This window comes from Komagataeibacter swingsii (assembly GCF_003207895.1).
In the GTDB taxonomy this organism is placed as follows: Bacteria; Pseudomonadota; Alphaproteobacteria; order Acetobacterales; family Acetobacteraceae; genus Komagataeibacter; species Komagataeibacter swingsii.
Map to the genome: position 1 here is coordinate 19,580 of NZ_NKUB01000020.1, position 18,422 is coordinate 38,001.

The window sequence follows — 18,422 nt, forward strand, 5'->3', positions numbered from 1 at the left end:
TCGGGTGCGTATGCCGCCATGGTTGCCGGACCGGGTCACCACGCAGGAGGGGCAAAGGGTGTCACTTGTTCTTGTGAAGCACAGGGGTCCCATATTAAAGCAGTGCCGCAGGCGGGGACGGGAGCGGTAGGCACCTCATGATCGAGAACATGCATTTCGGAAACATTGCCATCGTGGGCGATGTGATACTGGACCGCTATATTTCCGGCCGGATTGACCGTATCTCCCCCGAGGCCCCCGTGCCGGTGCTGGTGCATGAGCACCTCGATACCGTTGCCGGCGGGGCCGCCAATGTAGCGGCGAATGCCGCGGCACTGGGTGCGCGCGTCTCGCTTGTCGGGTTGGTGGGCACGGACGATCATGCAGCCCGGCTGGCCCGCACCCTTGCATGCTGGGACCATATCGATATCAACGGCCTGGTGCGGGATGCCAGTCGGCAGACCACGACCAAGACGCGGGTCATGAGCGGACGACAGCAGATCGTGCGCATCGATAACGAGGATACCCACCCCCCTGCCCCCGCCATGCAGGCCGAACTGGTGGAGAAGGCATATACGGCCATAGACAGGGCCGACATCCTGATCTGCTCGGATTATGGCAAGGGCGTGCTGGATGACGGTGTGCTGGAAAAAATCATTGCCCGCGCGCGCATGCGGGGCATTCCGGTCATCGTCGATCCCAAGCGCACGTCCTTTGCCGCCTATCGGGGGGCGACGCTGGTGACACCCAACCGGAAGGAACTGGCACGGGTCACCGGCCTGCCGGTCAGCACGGACGCGCAGATCATGACGGCTGCCCGGATGGCGGGCGCGCAGTTTGGCGGCAGCGTACTGGTCACGCGCTCGGAAGAAGGCATGACGCTGTGGCGGGATGACGGGGCGGTCAGCCATGTGCGCAGCCGGGCGACCGAGGTGTTTGACGTCTCTGGCGCCGGGGACTGCGTGGTCGCGACCGTGGCCGCGATCCTTTCGGCGGGGCAGTCCATGGAAACGGCGGTGACCATCGCCAACACGGCCGCCGCCGTGGCGGTGGGCAAGCTGGGCACGACAACCGTTTCACGCACGGAACTCAGCCACGCCCTGATGCGCGACATGCCGGATTCGGGTAAATGCGTCTCCCTTGAACAGGCGGCCGCCATGGCGCGGGACTGGCGGCACCATGGGGCGCGGGTCGTCTTTACCAATGGGTGTTTCGACCTGCTGCATCCGGGGCATATATCGCTGATACAGGGGGCTGCGGCACAGGGGGACAAGCTGATCGTGGCGCTGAACACCGATCGCTCCGTCCGCCGCCTGAAGGGGGAAAGCCGCCCCATACAGGATGAACGCGCGCGGGCCACCGTGATCGGCGCGCTGCGCAATGTCGACCTGGTTGTGCTGTTTGACCAGGACACGCCGGAAGAGGCCATCCGCGCGATCCTGCCCGATGTCATCGTAAAGGGTGCGGATTACCGCGAGGACGAGGTGGTGGGCGGCGATATCGTGAAAGCCAATGGCGGCCGCGTCGTGCTGGTTGACATCATGCCCGGCCGGTCAACCACATCGCTTGTGCGGCAGGCGGGCGGCCAGCCCCGGGCCGAGAGTGATACCACAGCGTGACACCCGACCGCTTCCAGGCATGGGCTGTCCGGCAGGCCCTGCCGCTATGGTCTGAAAACGGGTTCGACAGGGATCGGACCCTGTTCCACGAACGGCTGGATTTCAGCGGGCGGCCCATCATCCTGCCCGCCCTGCGCCTGATGGTGCAGGCGCGCCAGATCGCGACCTATTGCCGCGCGGCCCTGCGCGGCGACCATGACGCGGGCGATCTGGCGCTGCGCTGCCTTGCGGAAGTCGAACACCGCTATCACCGTGCCGATGGCGCGGCGGGCTGGATATTCTCCCTCGCTCCCGATGGGCGGCCTGCCGACCGGCGGCGTGACCTGTACGGCCATGCCTTCATCCTGTACGCCCATGCATGGGCCTGCCGCCTGTCGGGTGATCCGGGGCTGCGACGCCGTACGGGAGAGATGGCGACCGAACTGGAAACCATTTTCAGCACGCCCGGCCCGGGCTTCATGGATGCCGTGCCGCCGCAGGACGCCATCCGGCGCCAAAATCCGCACATGCACCTGCTGGAATCGTGGCTGGCCCTGTTCGAGGCCACGGGAGAGGATATTTACCGCCACCGCGCGGCCGGGCTGGTCACGCTGGCCATCACGCACTTCATTGACCCGGCAAGCGGCCTGCTGCTGGAAGATTTCACCACGGACTGGCGTCCCCTACACCCGGCGGGCCAGAACCGGGCGGAACCGGGGCACCTGCTGGAATGGTCATGGCTGCTGCACGAATACCTGCGCCTGTGCGCGCCACGGGATGCGGATGCGATCCGCCAGGTCGCCATGCGGCTCCATACGACCGCGCTGGCCCATACCGCATCCGTCCATCCACCCGTCATCCGCAATGCCGTGGGACAGGACGGACGGATCGTGGATGAGGGCACGCGCATCTGGCCCCAGACGGAACTGATCCGTTCCCTTGGCATGAATACGGCATCACCCGCCCTGATTGCGGGCGTACTGGCGCATTTCGCCACCCATTACATTCCCCCCAACCTGAATGGAGGATGGATCGACCGCCTCAACGCGGACGGGACACCGGCAATGGACCACATGCCCGCCAGTTCGCTTTACCACATTTATGGGGCGGTCTGTGACCTGACCGATGGCAGGAAGGCGGGATGTCGGAACGCGGCAGGCAGGCTTTCGCACTCCGGACCGTGATATCAACCGGATCGGCTGGCGTGGCGGCGGGCGGGCCGCCGATAAAAATTTCCGGGCGTCGTCATTTTTCAGCAAAGGCGGCGTTGCCTGAAGCTTGCTGGAAAAAGCGTCACCAAAAACTTCCGGTTACGGTCCATCCAGCCCGAGGGCCGCGATATCCGCGGGCGGCCCCGCCAGCATGCAGGCAACCCCGGTCGTGCGGTCCACCACCATGCGGATGTCCACCGGGCCTTCCGCGCCAAACAGGTCGGATGTCACGACATAGGCCGGGCGCAGGGGTTCATCCGTGGTGGCGTCATGGCGCGCCACCTCCGTCATGATGCGGCCCAGCGCCTGTTCCAGCCCATCCATGACGCGTGAAGGGGCAAGGCGCGGGTGCTGGGGCGTACCGTCACCGGCGCAGTGCAGTTCCAGCAGCTTCGCCCATGCGGCAGTGGGGATGAACATGGGCATGCGCGACCCGTCATTATGCCGCTCGGCATGCATGATGCGCCGCGTATTGGCCAGTTCGATGACATCGACGCGCGGCAGGTCATCACCAATCCGGGCGGCCACGGTACGGGGCGTATCGGTCATGCGCGGGTTGCTCCATCAAAATGCGATGGCAGCCGGAGGATATCCTGCGATGACAGGGCGGAAGAGATGTAGAAGCCCTGTATGCGCTCCGGCTTCATCTGCATGACCAGGTCGAACTGTTCACGGTTTTCGACGCCTTCGACCGTGATTTCCATCCCGAAGCCCTGCCCCATGTCGATCAGGCTGGACAGGACCATGCAGGCATCGGGGTTGCCGACGATATTGGCGACCATGCTCTGGTCGATCTTGACCTGTGAAAAGGGCAGTTCGCGCAGGTGGTTCAGCACGGTAATCCCCTTGCCGAAATTATCCAGCGCAATGCGGAAACCCGAACGGGCCAGTTCGCGCAGGTTGCGGATGCCCTGATCCGCCCGGCGGCCATGCAGCATCGCCTCGGTCACCTCCAGCACGAAGCTGTCCGGGGACATGTTGAAGCGCCTGAGCGATTCCTCCAGCTCGCGCTGGTAGTCATCGCGGATCAGGTCCATGCGCGACAGGTTGATGGCAAGCTGGCGCGGGGGCTAGCCCTTCTCGTTCCACATGAGCACGTCACGGCGGAACGCCTCGATCATGCGTGGCCCCATGGCCTGCGCCAGGCCGGCATCGGTGAACACGTCGGAAAAATCCTCCGCCGCCAGCAGCCCGCGTTCGGGGTGCTGCCAGCGCAGCAGCGCCTCGATCTGGTCCATTTCAAGCGTGCGGCAGTTCAGGATCGGCTGGTAATAGACCTCGAACTGGTTGCGTTCGACACCGCACCGCGCCTCGCTCAGGATGGATACGCGGGCCTGCGCGCGCTCACGCAGGTTGCGGGTGAACATCTGCGACTGCTTGCCGCCCGCGCGCTTGGCGGCATACATCGCCATGTCGGCGTTTTTCTGCACGTCTTCCATCGTGTCGGTGCCATCCAGCAGCACCGCGCCGATGCTGCCCGCGACGCTGACCGTCACCGTTTCAATGTCGATGGGACGTTCCAGCACGCCCTGCAGGCGGTCCATGTACCGCTCCAGCGATACATCCTCCAGCGTGCGGTGCAGGATCACCGCGAACTCATCCCCGCCCAGGCGGCTGACAGGGTCATCGGGGTGGGTCATTTCAATCAGGCGCGAGGCAATGGCGCGCAGCACGATGTCGCCGGCATGATGGCCATGCACGTCATTGATCTGCTTGAAACCATCAAGGTCGAACATGGCCAGGGCGGCCTGGGGCACCCCGCCACCGGCAGGCTCGCGGCAGCGCGCGATCTCATCGGCCAGCGCGGTGTTGAACCCGCCACGGTTCAGCAGCCCCGTCAGCGTATCCGTTTCCGCCAGTTCACACAGGCGGTCACGGGTATTCATCAGTTCGGTGATCTCGAACCGGCTGGCGACGTAACCCAGTATCCGGCCCTGCCTGTCCTTTTTGGGAATGATGGTGGTCGCCACCCAGTACAGCGACCCGTCCTTGGCGCGGTTGCAGATATTGCCCTGCCACAGTTCGCCTGCCTCGATCGTGCGGTACAGGTCACGGAAGAAATCAGCGTCATGATAGCCGGAATTGACGATACGGTGCGTGGAACCGAGCAGTTCCGCCCGCGAGTACTGGCTGATTTCGCAAAAACGGTCATTCACGTAGGTGATGACCCCCTTTGTGTCGGTAATGGCGACGATCAGCACACTATCAACCAGGTCGGCCCAGAAATCCGAATCCTGGTGTGTCAGTGCCCGCAGCCGATCATCGTGTTGCAATGCCATATTCCCGCCTGGAACCTACAATAAAAAACAGAACAGAATGCTTCATGGAATCAGCCCGGCAACAGGACCGGAACAGTGCATGATATACCCATGCGGCTTCACCAGACCAGAGACCACGCCATATCACGCCTTGGTCGGGATAAGGAACGAGCCGCGTTCCTGCCGCTCACGGAACCATTTTTCCAGTTCTTCCGGCGGCAGGGGTTTCGCGAACAGGTAGCCCTGCATCACATCACAGTTCAGTTCCTCCAGCAGGCGCCACTGCTGTTCGGTCTCGACCCCTTCGGTCACCACCGTCATGCCCAGGCGCGACCCGATGCCGATCACGGCCATGGTCACGGCCTGGGCATTGGTATCATGCTCGAAATCATTGATGAAGCTGCGGTCGATCTTGATTTCCGTAAGCGGCAGGCGCGTCAGCCTTGAAAGCGACGAATACCCCGTGCCGAAATCATCCATCGACAGCCCGACATCCAGCTTGCGGATGGCGTACAGCACCTCCTCCGTGTCGCTGCTGTTATCCATCATCACGCTTTCGGTGATTTCCACCGTCAGGCGGTCCGGCGTCAGGCCATGCTGCTTCAACAGGTTGGCGATATATTCCGGCAGCGCGCGGTTGCGGAAATGCACCGCCGACAGGTTGACCGCGACCGTGGGCACATGCACCCCGTCGCGGTCCCATTTCACCATCTGGGCACAGGCTTCCTGCAGCGACCAGCGGCCGATGGCCTCGATCTGGCCGGTATCCTCCGCCACCGCGATGAAACGGGAGGGATAGATGTTGCCCAGTGTCGGGTGATGCCACCGCGACAGGGCCTCGACCCCGTACAGGCCCCCGGTCATGGTTTCCACCTGCGGCTGGTAATGCAGCCTGAGCATGCCCTTGGCCAGCGAGTCGCGCAGCGCGGACCCCAGCATCAGCCGTTCCTGCGCCACCTGGTTCTTTTCATGCCCGGCGAAGCGGTACAGGCCGCGCCCGTCCTCCTTTGCCTGACGGGCGGCGGAATCGGCCAGGCTGAGCAGGGATTCGCTGTCCGGTCCGTTTTCAGGGAACGTGCTGATGCCGACACTACAGGAAATGCTCAGCGTGTTCTCGCCCACCTGCAGGGGCCTGGCGATGGCGTTGATCAGGTTTTCGGCAAACTGTTCCGCGCGCTTGTGCGAACAGTCGGGCACGACAATGATGAACTCGTCCCCACCCGAGCGGCTGACGATATATTCGTCATTGACCAGCGAACGGATGCGGCGGCCGATCTCGATCAGGAAACGGTCGGCGTTCACATGGCCCAGCGCGTCGTTGATATCGCGGAAACGGTCGATATCCACCATGAACAGCGAGAACTGGCTGTCCCCCCCGCGCATGATCAGGCGTTCGATGACGTTATGCAGCGACGTACGGTTCATCAACCCGGTCAGGCTGTCGAAATTGGATAGCTGGGCAATATGCTGGCGCGTCTGGTTCTGTTCGATCGCCAGCGCGCAGAAGGGCATGCAGGTTGAAACCACCCGTTCGGGCCATGCCAGCGATGGCTCGTCATCCCGCAGGTACAGGGCGAACACGCCCATGACCTGCCCCGTGCGGGAAATGACGGCGGAAGAACAGCACCGCTCCAGCCCCAGTGAGCGGGCAAGGGAGGAATAGCCATCCCACACCACGATGTTGCTGCTGGCGGGGTCTTTGCGCAGCGCGTCCATCTGTTCGGGTGTCAGTTGCATGCTGTCCAGCGCCGAGCGGTAGCGATTGGGCATGCCGGGGGAAGACGTGACGGAGACCTTGCGCGCGCTGTCAAACAGTATGAGCGCCGCCACCCCGCCGGGCACGAAGCCGTCCACGCGGCGGCATAGCTGGTCGCTCACTTCCTGCAGGGTCACATCGGACGCCAGTGACTGGAGCACCTCGTTCTGCAGGATCAGGATCTTGCGCTGGCGGCTCTGCTCCGTCACGTCCTTCATGACGGCGATGTAGTAGATCCCGCCCGTCTGGCCCACCTGCACGCGCGAAATCGACAGCTCACCGCATACATATTCGCCATTGGCGCGGCGGAATTCGACCTCACGCGATGTACCGACAATGCGGCCTTCGCCCGTCTCGCGGTTACGGTCGATATAGCTGTCATGCAGGGCACGGTCCGCCTGCGGCACAAGGCAGCTGACATTCTGGCCCATCACCTGCGCGCGCGTCAGGCCCCATATCCGTTCAGCCGCGGCGTTGAACAGGATGATGCGATTATGCTCGTCAATCACGACCATGGGATCAATGGCCTGTTCCATCGCGGAAAGCAGGACATCGGCGCTTATCTTCGGCTGATCCACCGTAAACTCCAGAACGTTGGCACGACCCGTCGCGCCATGTGAGATCACTCTCCCTGATCGTGGCACGCCCCCTTGCGGCGCCATGCCGGACAGACCAGCCCTATCCGGCGGCAGGCGCCACCGGGACCGTCGATTGGGGGGCTACCCTAGGAGGTAAGGGGGAGTGGAAACATGACATGTCTCAATCTTGACACAAAGCCCTCAGTTCCGGTTCCGTTCAAGATCCTGCGGCAGCATGCCCGCCAGCGGACGGCAGGCATACGCGGTTTCGTTTTCCGGCTGGGGCTGGTTCTGGCGCAGTTCGGCCGCCCCCGCGGCCACCGCCCGCCACGCCGCCTGCGCCAGCGCCTTGCGGCTGGGGAAATCATCGGGGTCCAGCGGCGCGTGCAGCAGTACCGTCGCGCGCATCGACCGCCACTTGACCAGCTGCCACACATGCGGCCCCAGTTCCATGTCGCCATACCAGGCAAAGACCGGGCGGCGCGCATGGTTGACCGGCAGGCCCTCCAGCCGGTCATACACCACCGATACCGGCTGGATCAGCGGCGTCATGCCAGGACGCGCCGCGATGGCCTCGGCCTCGCTTTCCGGCGCCACCGGCCCCTTGCCCGGCGGCAGGCGCGGCGGCTTGGCAATGGCGAAAAAGGCGGACAGGAACGGCAGCACCCGCGACCCGTCGGACGACGTGCCTTCGGGGAACAGGATCAGGTTGTCGCCCTCCACCATCAGGCGGTGCAGCATTTCGTCGCGTTCGCGGCCGGTGGTGCTGCGCTGGCGGCTGACGAATATGGTCCGGCCAATGCGCGAGACAAGGCCCATGATGGGCCAGCCCTCGATATCGCCCTTGGCCACGAAATTGGATGGCAGCACCGTGCCCAGCACCGGCACATCCAGCCACGACGAATGGTTGGACACATAGATCACCGGGCGTTCGCCATTCTGTCGCGCGCGCCGGCCGCCCACGCCGCCCGCCCTGCGTCCCACCACGCGGATGCGCAGCGACAGCAGCAGGCACAGCCCGCCCCAGACCATGCGCGTCCACCGGATCTTGGCCGTGCCGGGCACCAGCAGCAGCACCGCCTCGAACCCGACCGACAGCGGCACCCATACGGTAATGGCGGCCAGGCGCCCCACCCCGCGCGCGGTCCGGGCGCAGGCGCGCAGCCGCCCCGAGGGCAGGACCGTCGTGGTGGCGATGGCCCGTTCCGCGACCGAGCCGGGCTGTGGCGCAATCACCGGGCGGGTGGCGCGCGACGTGGACCGGGACACAGGCTGCGGGGCGCGGCGCCGGACAAGGCGGCGGATGAAATCGGCAATCATGCGCCTATCCATAGCCCCACCCGATGGCGCGGGACAATATGGCGAAAACGTGCAGGGCATGCGGCGTGTCCCGCACGCAACGGCGCGGCATGCATCAACCCTTTCATCATGCGGTCATATTATGCGGCCATGATGATCCATGCGCGCCATGCGGCCTGTTTGTCACATCTGTAATTCTTCCTGACTGGACCCGTCGTGCATACCCGTCCATGTTGGGTCCCCATCCTTCAGGAGTTGTCCCTTATGTCCGCATGCAGCCGTCGCGGCCCCCTTGCTGCCGCCACGACCGCCCTCATCATCCTTGCAGCCATCCGGCCCGGCCCGACACGGGCGGCGGATGATGTGCTGAACGTGCTGACATGGTGTGACCATGAAGACCCGGAACTGCTCGGCCCCTTTGAACAGGCGAACAAGGTACGGGTCCATTTCAAGGATATCGACAGCACCACCGCCGCCCGGACCATCCTGCGCCAGTCGCAGGCGGGCGACTGGGACGTTGTGATCCTGGAGGAAACCGCCGCCCCGCAACTGGCCGCCGCTGGCCTGCTGGCGCCGCTGGAACCTGCTGATTTCCCGTCGGATGGCATTCCCGCGGCGATTGCCAGCCCGGCCGCCGGCTCCTATCAGGGGCGGCTTTACTCGGTGCCGGAAAAATACGGCTTTCACGCCGTGGCCTTCAACCAGGCCCATGTCAGCGCGCAGGACATGCAGGATATCAACGCGGTGTGGCAGCCGCGCTATCACGGGCATATCGCGATTTATGACAGCTACCTGCCCATCCTGTCCTATATCGCCCTGGCGCTGGGGCTTGATCCCGCGCACCTGACGGAGGCCGACCTGCCCGCGTTGCAGGACAAGCTGGCAAGCCTGCGCGCCAACGCGACACTGGTGGGCGACAGCGCCAGCGTGCAGCAGGCCCTGGCGGATGGCGTGGTGGATATTGTCGTGGGCGGCGGCGCATGGACCACGGCGGGCGTGGGCGAAGGGGGGGCGGTCAGCACGCCCACGGCGCAACCCGATACCCCGAAACAGCGCCCGGAGCTGACATTCACCCTGCCCCGGCAGGGCGGCATCCGGTGGCAGCATGGCATCTCGATCATCGAGTCCTCGCAGCGCAAGGCGCTGGCGCTGGCCTTCGCGCAATACCTGCGCACGCCCGCGGCGCAGGCGCGGCTGGCCACGTCATCATGTTTCTGGGGCATGCCCGCCAACGCCAACGCACCGCTTGATGCGGATACGAAAGCCGCCCTGCACTGGGACCAACAGCCTGCCTATATCGCGGCAAGCCACCCTTTCCCCATGCTGGATGACGGCATGGACACCAGGCTGCACGCGATATGGGACAAGGTGATGAAGGACAATACCCCCAGCGCCGCCCCGACGCCGGACAGGATCGGCGGCGGCCATGATGGGGAGGATACGCCGGTTCAGCCGTAACGGGACGCGCCGCGTCCCAGCAGCCGGTCGGCCATCATGCCGAACACCAGCCCGAGGCTGCCCCACAGCACGACCTGCATGCCAAGGGCGGCCTCGCGGAAGCGCCACAGCAGGGCGGCGGGGAAATTGTCCGGCACTTCACTGATGTCGGGCAGCGCCCATTGCAGCAGCGCCACCAGCACCACGAACACCGCCCCGCCACATAACGTCGCGCCCCAGTCACCAAGGCGCACGGCCAGGGCGCGGCCCGACAGGACCGCCAGCGTCAGCGCGCACAGCGAAAAGACGATCATTTCAAAATAGGCGGTCGTGCGCAGGCCAATGGTTTCCGGCTGCCCCACGGCAGGGGGATTGGCCGGGTATTTCAGGTACGGCACCAGCACCACGGCAAGGAATCCCGCCCCCGCCAGCAGCATGGACAGCATGCGCGGCGAAAACCGGCCGATGCGTCCGTACGCCAGCGAGAACACCAGCGCAAACAGCCCGCCATAGGCCGCGCCGTACATGATGGCGGCCGTCAGCAGGCCAAGCGACGCCTGCACGCCCCGGCTGACCAGTTCGGGTTCCGGTGGCTCGCCCGATGCCGCATCCATGGCGGATTCAAAGGCAATGGCCAGGTTGACCTGCGGTTCACCGAACACACGGGCGAACAGGAAGGCAAGGATGGCAGCGGCAATACCCGCCAGCATACCGCGCAGCAGAAGGCGTCCGGCCATCAGGGCGCATCCCGGTTCATGCGGGGGGAAATGAAGGACATGGGGGTCAGATCTCCTGTCGGGAAAGCGCGTCCCGTAACGGAATGAAGTTCCATCCGCCGGGAGGTCTGACTTCCGCAGGGGCTGCGGTGTACAGTGGCGCGACCGTGCCGGAATCCCACCGGCTTCTCCCCACGGATACGGAAATGCCAGTCAATACCGTGCGGGGCGCGCAAGTCAATGTTGCGGCCCCGGGGACCACTTCAGAAAACCATCTGAAATCATAAGACGTTTTTGGTGAAGCTTTTTACAAAAAGCTTCGAGGAACGCCGCCTTTTTGAAAAAAGGCGGCACCCAAAAACTTTTGATTTATCAATATTCTGTTTTTGAAACAGGCTTTTACTAAGGTTTCGCAGGCAGCGTGACCTTGCTGGCATTGCCCTGCGCCGCGCGCCACTGCTTCAGCGCGTCCAGCGTCCCGCTGACATGCCCCTTGGGCGACAGGGCGCTGTAGGCATAAATCACCTTGCCGTCCGGGGCGATGACATAGGACGTGCGGCTGGCGCGGTTCACCAGCGGCAGGCGGCTGTCATACATCTTCGCGATCTGGCCCTTCGGGTCGGTCGCGACGGGGAAGCGGCCATGGCCCTCGCTTACGGAAAAACGGTCGAGGGTCGGCATGTCATCGGTGGAAACGCCAATGACCATAGCACCCAGCGCCTTATACTGGTCCATGGCGTTGGCGAAGTCATGCGCTTCCATGGTGCAGCCACGGGTAAAGGCGGCAGGGTAGAAATACAGCACCACCGGCCCCTGCCGCAGCGCATCGGCCAGGCGGAAATCGAACTCGCTGCCATTGGTGGTGGCCTGCGCATCAAACATCGGGGCCTGGCTGCCGACTGGCAGGGCCGCGCGCGCGGGGGAAAAACAGACAAAGCCGGCGAACGCCATGACACCGACCAGCGGCAGGCACAGTCCCGGCAGGGACCAGCGCGAACGCCTGTAAAAATACCTCATGTATCCTCATCACCCTGCGGGCAGGGTTTATGCCGTCATGTGGTTGGCGGCAGGATCTGGCATCCTGATCCGCCCAGTCGCTGACAGACCTGCTGGGCCGCTTCGTGCGACAGGCCGGTCAGCCTTGCACGATAGACATGACGGCGCCCCGATGCAACGGTCGCGACCTGCGTATGCACGCCACTGAACGAAACCTTCGCCCGTGCCTGCCCCGCCGCATGCTCGGCCTGTCCGATCGAGCCATAGGCGCCGACCTGCACCATCCAGTCATGGCTGTTGCCCATGCTGATGACGCCGGGGCGGGTTCCGGCTGCCGCCATCGGGGCCAGCCCGCTCTGCTCACGGGCGCTCCATGCCGCGCGCACGGCGGCGGCTTCGGGCGATGGGGTATCGGCGGCGGCCCCGCGCGGCACGGACGCCAGAAGCCGGCGGCCCCGGCTCTGCCCGCCCCGCGCGTTCTGCGCCGCCTGCGCGCGGGCAAGGGCGCGCGCTTCCACCAGCAGGTCGGCCTGTGAACGGTTTACAGGAGTGCTTCCCGCGATCCGTGGCCCGATGGAGGCGACGTAATCACGCGTTTCCTTGGGCAGGGTATGGTAGCGGTCAAGGAAGTCATCCAGCCGCCCCGGCCCGCTATTATAGGCGGCAAGGAAACCGGGGGAGCCGTAAATGTCGTACATTTCACGGATATAGGCCGTACCCGCCGTGATATTGTCGTGCGGTTCATACGCATCGGGGCCAAGGTTGTAGCGCGTGCGCATCGCATCATAGGTAGGCGGCATGAGCTGCATCAGCCCCATGGCGCCCGGCAGCGAGGTCACGAACTGGCCATTATGGTACAGCTGCCCCCCCGACTCGCGCCGCATGACCTCGCGGATCCAGACACCAGGCACATCGAAACGCTGCGAGGCCTCGTTGATATAAGGCCCCCACGGGTCTTCCGGCGGTCCCGGCGGGGTATAGCTGCTCTGGGCACGGGCACGATAGGACTCGGCCTCGTGGATGATCTGTTCCTCACTCATTTCAGGAGAAGGATTGCTGGCGCAGGCCGCCAGCATGCCCGCGAACCCCAGCGCCAGCCATCGCAGCGACCGCCGCATGGGGGAAGCCTGCGCGGCCAGGCCGCCATGTCCGTCAGATGCCGCTACTGCCTGCGCTGGTGCCATGCTGGTGGTATGATCCCGGTCATGCCCGTTTCCCCATGGCAGACGCGCCAACATGGCCCGCCCGACGGGACGGGCGCCGCACCATAACAGCGTGGCTTTGGCTTGTGCAATCCTGACCCGCTGACATGTCCATGACGTAACCGACGGGTCAGGTTAAGGCGAACCTGCAGATTATAGAAAAGTTTCTGGTGAAGCTTTTTTCAAAAAGCTTCGAGGAACGCCGCCTTTTTAAAAAAGGCGGCCCCAAAAAACTTTTACTTCTTAACAGGTTATTCCTCGACAAAGGTGGCAGGGTCGCCACCCGTGCGGTTGTGGGGGCTGTCGAGCGTCGCAAGGTCGCCCATATCATCCGGCGTCAACTGGAAATCGAACGAATGCAGGTTCGCGCGCATGCGGTCGGGATGTGCGCTCTTGGGAATGGGGACCGCGCCGCAGTCGATCACCCAGCGCAGCAGGACCTGGGCCGTGGACCTGCCGTGCCGGTCCGCAATCCGTTTGACAACGGGGTTTTCCAGCAGCTTGCCGCGCCCCAGCGGACTCCAGGCCTCGGTCAGGATACCCAGCTTTTTATGCAGGGCGACCAGTTCCGACTGCGCGAAGTCGGCATGCATCTCGATCTGGTTGACGGCGGGGGTGACGCCGGTTTCATCAATCAGGCGTTGCAGGTGTTCAGGCAGGAAGTTGGAGACGCCGATCGAACGGATGCGTCCTTCCTTCTGCAGGCGGATCATCGCCTTCCAGCTTTCGACATACAGGTCCTTGGCGGGCAGCGGCCAGTGGATCAGGTACAGGTCGACATAGCTCATCTTCAGGCGTGCAAGGCTTTCATCAAACGCGCGCAGTGTGCTGTCATACCCTTGGTCGGCGCCGCGCAGCTTGGTGGTGACGAAAATATCCTCGCGCCCCACATCGAAGCTGACCAGCCCGGTCCCCACCCCGCTTTCATTTCCGTAGCGTGACGCAGTATCGAACAGCCGATAGCCCGCCGAAAGGGCCTCGCGCACGGCCTTTTCGGCCTGCGGGTTGTCCAGTGGATAGGTGCCGAACCCCATGGCGGGGATCTTGTGGCCATCATTCAGCTTGAGCAGGGGGATGGAGGTGGTCATGGTCGTTCCTTCGTCAGGCGCTCCCGGCGGCTCATGGTGCCCTGCGCGCAGGCGGCAGGGTGGCGACCGGGCCGGGGGCTGGACGTGCGTCGCCGGTCCCTACCCTAACGACAGGCAGCCACTTTTGGTTTATGCCCAGTTTTCAGGACTGGGCTGCATGTGGTTCATTATCACCATTGCTGGAGGCTCCATGACTGACGCACCGACCGACATATCCGACACCGACGCGACCGCACTGCACCGCACGCTGCTGACCATCGATACGCATGTGGACATACCGTGGCCGGACCGGGACGACTTTGCCACGGGCGCCCCGTCGCGACGGGTGGACCTGCCGCGCATGCGCGCAGGTGGCCTGAAGGCCGCGTGCCTTGTGGCCTATGTGGGACAGGGTGCGCGTGACGCGACGGGACATGCGGCGGCGTCCACGCGGGCGGAAGCCATGCTGCGCGTGATCGGGGAGACGGGCCGGATTCCGGGCGTGCGGACATGCGATACGGCGGCGGCGGTGCGCGCCGCCTATGACGCCGGGGAAATCGCCATCATCCCCGCCGTGGAAAACGGTTATGCGATTGGCGAGGACCTGTCGCTTGTCGCGCGTTTCCGGGCCATGGGCGCGCGCTACATGACGCTGACGCATAACGGGCACAACCAGCTGGCCGATTCGGCGCGCCCCATGCACCATCTTGCCGATCCCGAAACGCTGCATGGCGGCCTGTCCGGCCTTGGCCGCGACGCGGTGGCCGAGATGAACCGCGTGGGCATGCTGGTCGATGTGTCGCATACGTCACGCGACACCATGATGCAGGCGGTCGAACTGTCCCGCGCACCGGTCTTCGCCAGCCATTCCTGCGTGCGCGCCCTGTGCGATCACCCGCGCAACCTTGACGACGGGCAGCTTGACGCGCTGAAGGCGTGTGGCGGGGTCATCCACATTACCGCCATGGACGCCTTCCTGCGCCCGCGTGACGTGCGCGACATGCGCCCGGTCACGGTGGCGGACTTCGTGGACCATATCGACTACGCCGTGCAGCGAATCGGAATCAAGCATGTCGGCATCTCGTCCGACTTCGATGGCGGCGGCGGCATACGCGGCTGGGCCGATGCTTCGGAATCGCCCAATCTTACGGCGGAACTGCTGCGCCGTGGCTATGACCGCAGCCAGATCGCGGCCCTGTGGGGGGAAAATTTCCTGCGTATCCTGAAACAGGCGGAAGAGGTCGCCAGCACGTTCGCGTGACCATGAAATCCCGCGCGCTCTGGATCACATGCGCTCGACGGGGTATATCCTGTGCCGCATTGACGAATACAGGATAGAAAATGACTGCCAGCACTGATTACAAGGTCAAGGACATCTCGCTTGCCGACTGGGGCCGCAAGGAAATCTCGATCGCTGAAGGCGAAATGCCGGGACTTATGGCGCTCCGCGAGGAATACGGCGCGTCCAAGCCGCTGAAAGGCGCGCGCATCGCCGGCTGCCTGCACATGACGATCCAGACCGCCGTGCTGATCGAGACGCTGACGGCGCTGGGCGCCACGGTGCGCTGGTCCTCGTGCAACATCTTCTCGACGCAGGACCAGGCGGCCGCCGCCATCGCCGCGACCGGCGTGCCCGTGTTCGCGTGGAAGGGCCTGACCGAGGACGAGTTCTGGTGGTGCATCGAGCAGACCATCAAGGGGCCGGATGGCTGGACGCCGAACATGATCCTCGACGACGGCGGGGACCTGACGACGCTCATGCACGAGAAGTATCCCGAGATGCTCAATGACGTGCGCGGTGTCTCCGAAGAGACCACGACGGGCGTGCATCGCCTGTGGGACATGGCCAAGAAGGGCCTGCTAAAGGTTCCGGCCATCAACGTCAACGACAGCGTCACGAAGTCGAAGTTCGACAACCTGTATGGCTGCCGTGAAAGCCTGGTGGACGCGATCCGCCGTGGCACGGACGTGATGATGGCGGGCAAGGTTGCCGTGGTCGCCGGTTATGGCGACGTGGGCAAGGGTTCGGCCGCATCGCTGCGCAACGCGGGCTGCCGCGTGCTGGTGACCGAGGTTGACCCCATCTGCGCGCTGCAGGCCGCGATGGAAGGCTATGAGGTCGTGACGATGGAAGAAGGCGCGCCGCGCGGCGACATCTTCGTCACCGCGACCGGCAACGAAGGCGTCATCACCATCGAGCACATGCGCGAGATGAAGAACCGCGCCATCGTGTGCAACATCGGGCATTTCGATTCCGAAATCCAGATCAACGCCCTGCGCAACTACAAATGGGACAACATCAAGCCGCAGGTGGACGAGGTCATCTTCCCCGATGGCAAGCGCCTGATCGTGCTGTCCGAAGGCCGCCTGGTGAACCTGGGCAACGCGACGGGCCACCCGTCCTTCGTCATGTCCGCGTCCTTCACCAACCAGACGCTGGCGCAGATCGACCTGTGGCAGGCGCCCGAAGGCAAGTACGAAAACAAGGTCTATACCCTGCCCAAGCACCTGGATGAAAAGGTGGCGTTCCTCCACCTCGCCAAGGTCGGCGCGAAGCTGTCGAAGCTGTCAAAAGCGCAGGCGGATTACATCGGCGTGCCGGTCAATGGCCCGTTCAAGAATGATCTGTATCGTTACTAAGCGCTGCAAACGTCCCTAACATACGCGTGAGGGGTCCGGCATCCGCCGGACCACATCATGTGATGGAGTAAAGAGAACATGAGCATCTTCGGTTCAATCCTGTCCAAGATTTTCGGCAGCCACACCGCCGCTGCCGCCACCCCGGCCGCCGCTGCCACCGCGGCACCTGCCGCAGGCGCACCCGCAGCGGCCGTGGCTGCGGCCCCTGCCGCCCCGGCGCAGCCGGTGGACGTGAACGCCGTGCTGACCGCGCTGGCAGCCAAATACCCCGAAAAACTGAACTGGCAGACCTCCATCGTGGACCTGATGCGCCTGCTGGGCCTCGACAACTCGCTGGCCGCGCGCAAGCAACTGGCGACGGAACTGCACTACACCGGCGACATGAACGACACCGCGCCGATGAACATCTGGCTGATCAAGCAGGTCATGCAGAAGCTGGCGGAAAATGGCGGCAAGGTTTCCCCTGATCTGATGAAGTAATACGCCGCTGGTGTAACGGGCGGGCGCGTGGCCAACGGCCACCGGCCGCCCGTTTCGTATCAGCCACGGACAGGGCCACCAGAACCAGCCGGACCAGCAGCATGACGGAGGGATACGCGATGGGAAACGTCCCCGATTTCCCCATGATGGACACCGCCACCGGGCTGTCTGCCGACATGTTATCCGCGTCCGCCGTCTCCAACGGGCTGGTATGGGCCATTGCCTGCCAGCCGGGCCAGAAACCCGAGCGCCTGACGGATGAACAGATCGCCCGCGCGCTTGAAGGCAGCCCCCCCGATGAGCCGGCCACATGGGTCTGGCTGCATTACGACATTGTCCACACGGCCAGCCGCGCCCACATCCAGGCCATTCCCTGCCTGCCCGAGGAAGTGCGCCTTGCATTGGGCAGCACCGATCGCGGCACCAATGTCGAGGCGGAAGGCGACATCGTCTATGGCGCCCTGCCCGGCTTTGACGATGCCATGTCGGAAGATGACAAGAACCTGTCCGCATGGCGTTTTGCGGTCCTGCCTACCCTGCTGATCACCACACGCCGCCAGCCGGTTCCGGCCCTGGGCGTCATTTACCGCGCCATGCAGCGGGCGTCATTCGACTCCCCCGCCGAGGTCGTGGACCATACCCTGCTGGAATTCGCCGATACCGTACGGCGCAATATCGCCATGCTGGATGACCAGCTGGACCGTGCCGAGGACCTGCTGCTGACACTGGACCAGCACACCGATTTCGGCCGCATAAGTGGGCTGATCGGGCGCGTGCGCCGCCGTTCGACCGAACTGCGCCGCGTGATTTCGCCCGTGGACCGCATTTTCCATAACGAGGACCTGGACCTGCCCGAATGGGCGGAAGATGACATCCGCGACCGTTCGCAGCGCCAGATCCACGCAGCCCTTGATGACCTTCTGGCGCTACAGGACCGCGCCCGGTCGCTGCAGGACGAACTGGCGTCCGGTCAGGCGGAGGAGACCAACCGCCGCCTGTACACCGTGTCCATCGTGACCACGCTCATGCTGCCCGCAACCTTTGTGACCGGCTTTTTCGGCATGAATACTGGCGGCATGTTTCTGGCCACGGGCACACTGGGCACCGTGGAGGCAGGCGGTATCTGCTTCGTGTTCATGATGATTACGTGGCTGCTGCTGAAAGTCATGAAGCTGCTGTAGTCAGGACCCTGCCTAATCCAGTCA

The 18,422-nt window shown here is 64.2% G+C and carries 14 protein-coding genes and 1 pseudogene; 7 read left to right on the forward strand and 8 right to left on the reverse strand.

The window, feature by feature from the left end; all coding sequences use genetic code 11:
- Positions 1 to 137 precede the first annotated feature (137 nt).
- Both rfaE1 and CFR76_RS13030 read left to right on the forward strand, forming a co-directional pair.
- The gene (gene rfaE1 / locus CFR76_RS13025) at positions 138 to 1,598 is read left to right on the forward strand and encodes a D-glycero-beta-D-manno-heptose-7-phosphate kinase (RefSeq protein WP_110557427.1); all 1,461 of its coding nucleotides are present in this window, start codon (positions 138 to 140) and stop codon (positions 1,596 to 1,598) included.
- Positions 1,595 to 2,761, forward strand: a complete 1,167-nt coding sequence (locus CFR76_RS13030) for an AGE family epimerase/isomerase (protein ID WP_110557428.1) — start codon at positions 1,595 to 1,597, stop codon at positions 2,759 to 2,761. The genes rfaE1 and CFR76_RS13030 overlap by 4 nt, the downstream gene beginning before the upstream one ends.
- 126 nt (positions 2,762 to 2,887) lie before the next feature.
- Here the strand turns inward: CFR76_RS13030 and CFR76_RS13035 are convergent, their stop codons facing one another.
- The 4 genes and pseudogenes from CFR76_RS13035 to CFR76_RS13050 form a co-directional block, all read right to left on the reverse strand.
- Positions 2,888 to 3,337: a hypothetical protein gene (locus tag CFR76_RS13035; RefSeq protein ID WP_110557429.1), complete on the reverse strand. Its 450-nt coding sequence runs from the start codon at positions 3,335 to 3,337 to the stop codon at positions 2,888 to 2,890.
- A pseudogene (locus tag CFR76_RS13040) lies at positions 3,334 to 5,067 on the reverse strand (putative bifunctional diguanylate cyclase/phosphodiesterase). The gene CFR76_RS13035 and the pseudogene CFR76_RS13040 overlap by 4 nt, the downstream one beginning before the upstream one ends.
- A 123-nt stretch (positions 5,068 to 5,190) precedes the next feature.
- Positions 5,191 to 7,428, reverse strand: a complete 2,238-nt coding sequence (locus CFR76_RS13045; protein WP_110557430.1) for an EAL domain-containing protein — start codon at positions 7,426 to 7,428, stop codon at positions 5,191 to 5,193.
- Positions 7,429 to 7,581: 153 nt separating this feature from the next.
- Positions 7,582 to 8,700 (reverse strand): lysophospholipid acyltransferase family protein, encoded by a 1,119-nt coding sequence (locus tag CFR76_RS13050; RefSeq protein WP_244191942.1) that lies wholly within the window; start codon positions 8,698 to 8,700, stop codon positions 7,582 to 7,584.
- 243 nt (positions 8,701 to 8,943) lie between these two features.
- On the opposite strand from CFR76_RS13050, the gene CFR76_RS13055 reads away from it, so the two are divergent.
- The gene (locus tag CFR76_RS13055) at positions 8,944 to 10,137 is read left to right on the forward strand and encodes an extracellular solute-binding protein (protein ID WP_110557432.1); all 1,194 of its coding nucleotides are present in this window, start codon (positions 8,944 to 8,946) and stop codon (positions 10,135 to 10,137) included.
- Here the strand turns inward: CFR76_RS13055 and CFR76_RS13060 are convergent.
- The 4 genes from CFR76_RS13060 to CFR76_RS13075 form a co-directional block, all read right to left on the reverse strand.
- Positions 10,128 to 10,853, reverse strand: coding sequence for a CbtA family protein (locus CFR76_RS13060; RefSeq protein ID WP_110557447.1), 726 nt, complete (start codon positions 10,851 to 10,853; stop codon positions 10,128 to 10,130). The genes CFR76_RS13055 and CFR76_RS13060 overlap by 10 nt on opposite strands.
- Before the next feature lie 381 nt (positions 10,854 to 11,234).
- Positions 11,235 to 11,849 (reverse strand): peroxiredoxin, encoded by a 615-nt coding sequence (locus CFR76_RS13065; protein ID WP_110557433.1) that lies wholly within the window; start codon positions 11,847 to 11,849, stop codon positions 11,235 to 11,237.
- Positions 11,850 to 11,884: 35 nt separating this feature from the next.
- Positions 11,885 to 13,012, reverse strand: a complete 1,128-nt coding sequence (locus CFR76_RS13070; RefSeq protein WP_244191943.1) for a lytic transglycosylase domain-containing protein — start codon at positions 13,010 to 13,012, stop codon at positions 11,885 to 11,887.
- A 269-nt stretch (positions 13,013 to 13,281) separates the two neighbouring features.
- Positions 13,282 to 14,118, reverse strand: coding sequence for an aldo/keto reductase (locus CFR76_RS13075; RefSeq protein WP_110557435.1), 837 nt, complete (start codon positions 14,116 to 14,118; stop codon positions 13,282 to 13,284).
- A gap of 190 nt (positions 14,119 to 14,308) precedes the next feature.
- Here CFR76_RS13075 and CFR76_RS13080 point away from each other — a divergent pair, with 190 nt between their 5' ends.
- The 4 genes from CFR76_RS13080 to CFR76_RS13095 all read left to right on the forward strand — a co-directional run bounded on the left by CFR76_RS13080 (position 14,309) and on the right by CFR76_RS13095 (position 18,398).
- Positions 14,309 to 15,358: a dipeptidase gene (locus CFR76_RS13080; protein ID WP_208624003.1), complete on the forward strand. Its 1,050-nt coding sequence runs from the start codon at positions 14,309 to 14,311 to the stop codon at positions 15,356 to 15,358.
- Positions 15,359 to 15,438: 80 nt separating this feature from the next.
- Positions 15,439 to 16,737: an adenosylhomocysteinase gene (gene ahcY / locus CFR76_RS13085; RefSeq protein WP_110557437.1), complete on the forward strand. Its 1,299-nt coding sequence runs from the start codon at positions 15,439 to 15,441 to the stop codon at positions 16,735 to 16,737.
- A 78-nt stretch (positions 16,738 to 16,815) separates the two neighbouring features.
- Entirely contained in the window at positions 16,816 to 17,217 is a 402-nt protein-coding gene (locus tag CFR76_RS13090; protein ID WP_110557438.1) for a DUF3597 domain-containing protein, read from the forward strand.
- A gap of 101 nt (positions 17,218 to 17,318) precedes the next feature.
- Complete coding sequence (locus CFR76_RS13095) at positions 17,319 to 18,398, forward strand: transporter (RefSeq protein WP_408884372.1); 1,080 nt, start codon at positions 17,319 to 17,321, stop codon at positions 18,396 to 18,398.
- Positions 18,399 to 18,422: the final 24 nt, after the last annotated feature.